General features: G+C 36.8%; 6 protein-coding genes. 2 read left to right on the top strand and 4 right to left on the bottom strand.

All coding sequences use genetic code 11. The features are described from left to right. The 4 genes from AC1DRF_RS14970 to treP form a co-directional block, all read right to left on the bottom strand. Positions 1-433 (bottom strand): 5-oxoprolinase subunit B family protein (locus AC1DRF_RS14970; RefSeq protein WP_477741043.1); only part of this gene is annotated, 433 nt, incomplete at its 3' end. Between the two features lie 357 nt (positions 434-790). Next, positions 791-1,507: a trehalose operon repressor gene (treR, locus tag AC1DRF_RS14975; protein WP_097824204.1), complete on the bottom strand. Its 717-nt coding sequence runs from the start codon at positions 1,505-1,507 to the stop codon at positions 791-793. A gap of 87 nt (positions 1,508-1,594) precedes the next feature. Beyond that, entirely contained in the window at positions 1,595-3,280 is a 1,686-nt protein-coding gene (treC, locus tag AC1DRF_RS14980; protein WP_427075625.1) for an alpha,alpha-phosphotrehalase, read from the bottom strand. 15 nt (positions 3,281-3,295) lie between these two features. Further along, the gene (gene treP / locus AC1DRF_RS14985; protein ID WP_427075626.1) at positions 3,296-4,759 is read right to left on the bottom strand and encodes a PTS system trehalose-specific EIIBC component; all 1,464 of its coding nucleotides are present in this window, start codon (positions 4,757-4,759) and stop codon (positions 3,296-3,298) included. A gap of 199 nt (positions 4,760-4,958) precedes the next feature. On the opposite strand from treP, the gene AC1DRF_RS14990 reads away from it, so the two are divergent. Both AC1DRF_RS14990 and AC1DRF_RS14995 read left to right on the top strand, forming a co-directional pair. Beyond that, entirely contained in the window at positions 4,959-5,132 is a 174-nt protein-coding gene (locus tag AC1DRF_RS14990; protein WP_080781634.1) for a YvzF family protein, read from the top strand. 117 nt (positions 5,133-5,249) lie between these two features. Beyond that, a partial coding sequence (locus AC1DRF_RS14995) for a shikimate kinase (RefSeq protein ID WP_477741044.1) occupies positions 5,250-5,788 on the top strand: 539 nt, incomplete at its 3' end.

Below are 5,788 nucleotides of genomic sequence, written 5' to 3' on the forward strand. Positions count from 1 at the left end.
GAGCAAAGCCTAGCATATACACCAAATATTCTCCATTTGTATGAATGGAGATAACTTCATCAGGCGTTAATGAATGAAAAGCGGCTACCCTCTCTAAGTCCGGGCCGTACTTTCCTCCGTAACACACCGGAATTTCAATTTGTCTAGCGACCGCTTCAGATTTTTCTTCCTGGCGGAAAAGCAGCTCTTCAATATATGTAGATATTGCTGTGTAAGGATTTCTTCTTCCTTTTTCACTCATTACCCAAGGGTCATAATAAATTGTAACTGTTGTAAAAGCCGGCACATATTCAATCATCCCCTTACATAATGATTGCTCTAGTACCTCAGTAAATTGCTGAATACGTTTATGTATGCCGAAATTAATTTCGTCTCCAAATGAAACGACAATGCCGCTGTCACCAAGAGGATAAAGTCGATAATCGTGACTCATTCCGTCTCCTCCTTTTTTACTTAGTATTGTTTGAGCAGCTCCCTTTAATGCTGTAGTTAGATACATTCATTAGAATTACTAATGGAATTGTTGTTTTCGAATAATAATTTCTTATATACCTAATAAAAAAAAGAACAATAAATCCCTATCCTGTATGGATAACATTATATAAATATAAAATAATCTTATGTTCTACTAAAACAAACTCCAAAGAAAAATTCAACCTTTTTAAAATTTTATCGTCAAAAGGATCACGTTTTTTCAATTTTCCCCATAAAAAAACTGCTTTGTTTTTTATACCAAAGCAGTTTTTTTGTAAACATGAACAAAAAGATAAAACTTATAGGCAGTGAACCATTATATACCTCTGCGGGCAAAATCTACAAAACGAAACTTATCCAGACGATGACGTGATTCCGTATATTGAAAAAGACTTGCATCTTCTAAATACACATAGTTTCTTACTACCACAATATGTTCATAGTCTTTTAAATCTAAGTAACACTTATCTTCGTCCGTCAGCTCGTCAACGGAAATTTCTTTTTTGGCAAAGCTTATTTTCAGCCCAAGATCTTTTTCTAAGTATTCATAAATAGAGCCTTTACATATGTCTTTTGTGAGGTGAGGAACATACTTTTTATGAAAAAAATCTTTATCTAAAATAATTTTCTCCCCATCGATTTCCCGCGCTCGAACCACTTTCCATATAAGATCTTTTTTCGTCGCCCCAAGCTGTGTGCACAGGTCTTGATCGGCCTTCACTAATTCAAACTCTTTTACAATAGTGGTCGATGTATGTCCCAGCTTTTCCACTACTTCTTTGAAGCTAACAAGTCCTGATACTGGAAAATCAAAGCGTGATACGTCCAATACAAATGAGCCTTTTCCTTTCATTTTTTGAATGTACCCATTTTGTGAAAGTAAATTTAATGCTTTCCGTATCGTTTCACGAGACGTTTGATACTGTTCAACAAGTTCATTTTCAGAAGGAAGTTTTGTATTAGGACGCCAGTCACCGCGTTTAATTTTATCGACTAACTGTTCGTAAATGCTGATAAATTTATTTTCTTTCAATTGCCATCACCTATTTTACTTTCTATATATACCCAATTGTATAAAAAGAACGATAGATTGTCACCCATCGTTCTTTTTACTTTTTCTCTATTTTTTTAAATGATACACGATTGATTCATACGGCCGAAGGAAGACTTGCTTGAATTCCTTTGATGAATCTTCGTAGTTAGACAGCAATATTTCACTATGATATTCTTCAAGAGTTAGATTTTCTGGCAGTTTAAAAGTCGTTTCGCTGCCGTAGAAATTGTTTATAACCAACAGCTTTTCATCTGCTCCATTTCGRATATAAGCAAAAATCTGCTCGTCTTCTCCAAGAATCAATTCATAGTTTCCATAGGTGATAATCTCGTACTGCTTGCGCAGTGCAATAAGCTTTTGATAAAAATAAAAAATTGAATCTTCATCATCTAACGCTTTTTCCACATTAATTTCACGGTAGTTATCGGCTGGATTAATCCACGGCTTTCCTTTTGTAAAACCTGCATTTGGCTCATCGCTCCATTGCACCGGTGTACGGGAATTATCTCTTGATTTATGTTTTAAAATCTCCAAAATTTCATTTTCGTTCATTCCTTGTGCACGTTTTATCTCATACACATTTAATGACTCCACATCTCTATATTCATCAATAGAGGAAAACTTCGGGTTTGTCATCCCTATTTCTTCCCCTTGATAAATATAAGGTGTTCCCTGCATCAGATGAATCGTTGCAGCGAGCATTTTGGCAGATTTATTATGATAGAGTTCATCGTTTCCATAGCGGGAAACAACGCGAGGCTGATCATGGTTGCACCAAAATAGTGCATTCCATCCCCCTCCTTTATTCATCTCCGTTTGCCAAGTTGATAGAATCTCTTTTAATTTAATAAAATCAAAATCTGCTAGCGCCCACTTTTCTCCGTTTGGGTAATCGACTTTCAAATGATGAAAATTAAACGTCATGCTAAGCTCGCCCCGGTCCGGATGAGAATATTGAATACAGTGGTCAACAGTTGTCGACGACATTTCCCCAACGGTCATGCTATCGTATTTTGAAAAAACTTCTTGATTCATTTCTCGCATATATTCGTGAACGCGAGGACCGTCGGTATAAAATTTCCGTCCATCTCCTGGCGCGATAGAACCATCATCATCTAAAAAGCGCTGATCTTTTGAAATTAAGTTAATAACGTCCAGACGAAATCCATCTACTCCTTTTTCAAACCAAAACGTCATCATATCGTACACGCTGCGGCGCACACGCTCATTTTCCCAGTTCAAATCCGCTTGCGTGACATCAAACAAATGCAGATAGGATTGTTCTGTCAGCTTATCATGCTCCCACGCCGAACCTCCAAATTTTGAAACCCAATTCGTCGGAGCACTTCCATCTTCTTTTTGATCTTTCCAAATATAAAAATCTCTGTACGGGTTATCTTTCGATTTTTTAGCTTCTTGAAACCATTTATGTTCAGTTGACGTATGATTAACGACAATATCCATGATGATTTTAAGATCCCGCTTATGCGCTTCTGTTATTAAACGATCGAAGTCCTCCATTGTTCCGTATTCTTCTTGAATAACAAAATAATCACTTATATCATATCCATTATCCCGCTGCGGCGATTTATAAATTGGCGTTAACCACACAACGTCTACGCCAAGCTTTTTCAAATAATCTAGCTTTTCAATAATACCAGCTATATCACCCAAGCCGTTGCCAGTCGTATCGTAAAAGCTTTTAGGATAAATTTGATAGACAACCGATTTTTTCCACCAAGGTTCTTGCATTTTTAACACCACCATTTAATTCTTTGGATTATGTTGAAACGATTCTGTAGCCGCGACAGTTGATGTAACGGTTGATTTTTTCTGAAGCTTTCCAAGCGTTAACGTTAAAAGAAACGGCACCACAATTACGATTACCATTCCAATAATAAAAGCTGGCCAGCTCTGTGGAACAATTGATAACGGAGCAGGGATACCCCCAATTCCCACCGATGCTGCTTTCACTCCCGCCACGGATATGACGACCCCTGCAATAGCTGAACCAATCACTGCAGAAATAAAAGCAAATCTAAAGCGTAAATTCACACCAAACATTGCAGGTTCCGTAATGCCAAGCCATGCTGAAATCCCTGACGTTAAAGACAGTCCTTTTAATTTCTCATCATTTTTTGAAAGAATCATTATCGCAAAAGCCGCAGAGCCTTGTGCAATATTAGATAATGCTACCATTGGCCATAAGAACGTACTTCCGACACTTCCAATCAGCTGTAAATCTACGGCTAAAAATGTATGGTGCATGCCCGTAATAACAAGGGGAGCATATAAGCCGCCGTATACAAGTCCTCCAATAAATGGAGCCGTTTTAAACAGCCATACAACTGCACCTGTAATCACATTTCCTATTGCAAATGTAATCGGACCAATCACAATAAAAGCGAGAAACCCTGTTACTAAAAGAGCTACAGGCGCTACAATTAAAAGCTGAAAACCATCCGGTATTCGTTTTCGTAAAAACAATTCGATTTTTGCTAACACAAACGAAGCAGCTAACACAGGTAAAACCTGCCCTTGATAGCCAACTTTCTCAACGTGCAGACCAAATAAATTCCACGTATCGATGCTCCCTTTTTTTAATGCTTCTCCATAAGACCAGGCATTTAGCAAATCAGGATGGACCAGCATGAGCCCAAGGACAATTCCAAATAAAGGGCTTCCTCCAAAACGCGTAACAGCTGACCATCCAATAAGAGCCGGCAAAAAGGCAAAAGCCGTATTGGCAATTAAATTAATCATGCTCGCAAAGTCTTTCCACTGTGTATGAACATCTACGATTGATTTATCATCGTAAAAAATTCCGGCTCCTGTTAATACATTATTTATTCCCATTAATAAACCCGCGGTTACGATGGCCGGTAAAATGGGAATAAAAATGTCAGCTAATGTTTTTATTGCGCGCTGCAGAGGATTCAAGTTTTTAGCCGCTTCGTTTTTCACTTCCTCTTTTGACAGTTCACCTATCCCTGTAAGCGCCACCATTTCTTTATATACTTTATCAACCGTGCCTTGACCAATAACAACTTGAAACTGGCCGTTTGTAGAAAAAGATCCTTTTACTAATTCGTGCTCATCTAGCATACGTTGATTGACTTTACCTTCATCTTTTAAAACAAGTCGAAGACGCGTTACACAATGCGTTGCAGCAGAAATATTTCCTTTTCCGCCAACGGCTTCTACAATGCGTTCAACAGATTCTCGATTCATGTCTTTTCCCCCTTGTTTCCGTTTTCATTTTACTCCTGTATTTCCTATCCCCCATATAAATCTCACCACAAACCTGTATATACAAGTTTTATATTTTTATTCTAACCTGTATATACAGGTTCGTCAACAAAAATAAAATTACTTCTTTTTCATTTCATGATATAGTCAAAAAGCAAAGTATATGGAAGGAGACGTTACAATGCTGCAAGTAAGATTAATGGGAAAACAAGAAGAAATTAATGAAGCAATCAAACAGTTTGAACAGAACTACCATATAGAACATCAGTCAAAAGAATATACGCGAAGCGCTAATCCAAAGTACGAGCGCAAAAAAGATACTCGGGTGTATCTTTCCATGCATCCTAAAAAATAATTTCCGGTTTATTTCAGAGAAGAATAGTAGCTTTTACAAACTAAAGGATTTATATTATAATTTCAGTATTTACTATAACATCCGATTTGTATTTAAAAATCAGAAAGAGGCTTAAAAATGGCATATAACGACATATCTCTTAGAGAGAAAAGTATTGTATTTATCGGCTTTATGGGGGTAGGAAAAACAACTATTGGAGAAATGGTTGCCAAAAAATTGTATAGAGATTTTGTTGATATAGATCAAGAAATCGAAAGAGAATTTAATATGCCTACTTCTCAGATTTTTAAAGAGCACGGTGAAACTTTCTTCAGACAAAAAGAAAAAGAAGTAATAAATCGACTTTCACAGCAGCGTTTAAAAATCATTTCTTTAGGGGGAGGCGCTTTTTTACAAGAAGAAATTCAAGAGATTTGTTTATCTAACTGCATCGTATTCTTTTTAGATTTATCTTGGGATTCTTGGAAAGAACGCATTAGTTTAATTATTGATAGCCGCCCTGTTTTACAAGGAAGAAGCTTAGAAGATATTGAAAAGCTATTTTACGATCGTCAAGCTATCTATTCCAATCACCATTCGAAAGTTGAAACTGATAATTTAGATATTGAAGAAGTAGCTAACTATATCGTTGATTCATTAAAAACAGCTTGGGACTG

It is taken from the genome of Priestia sp. P5_B4, assembly GCF_056400385.1.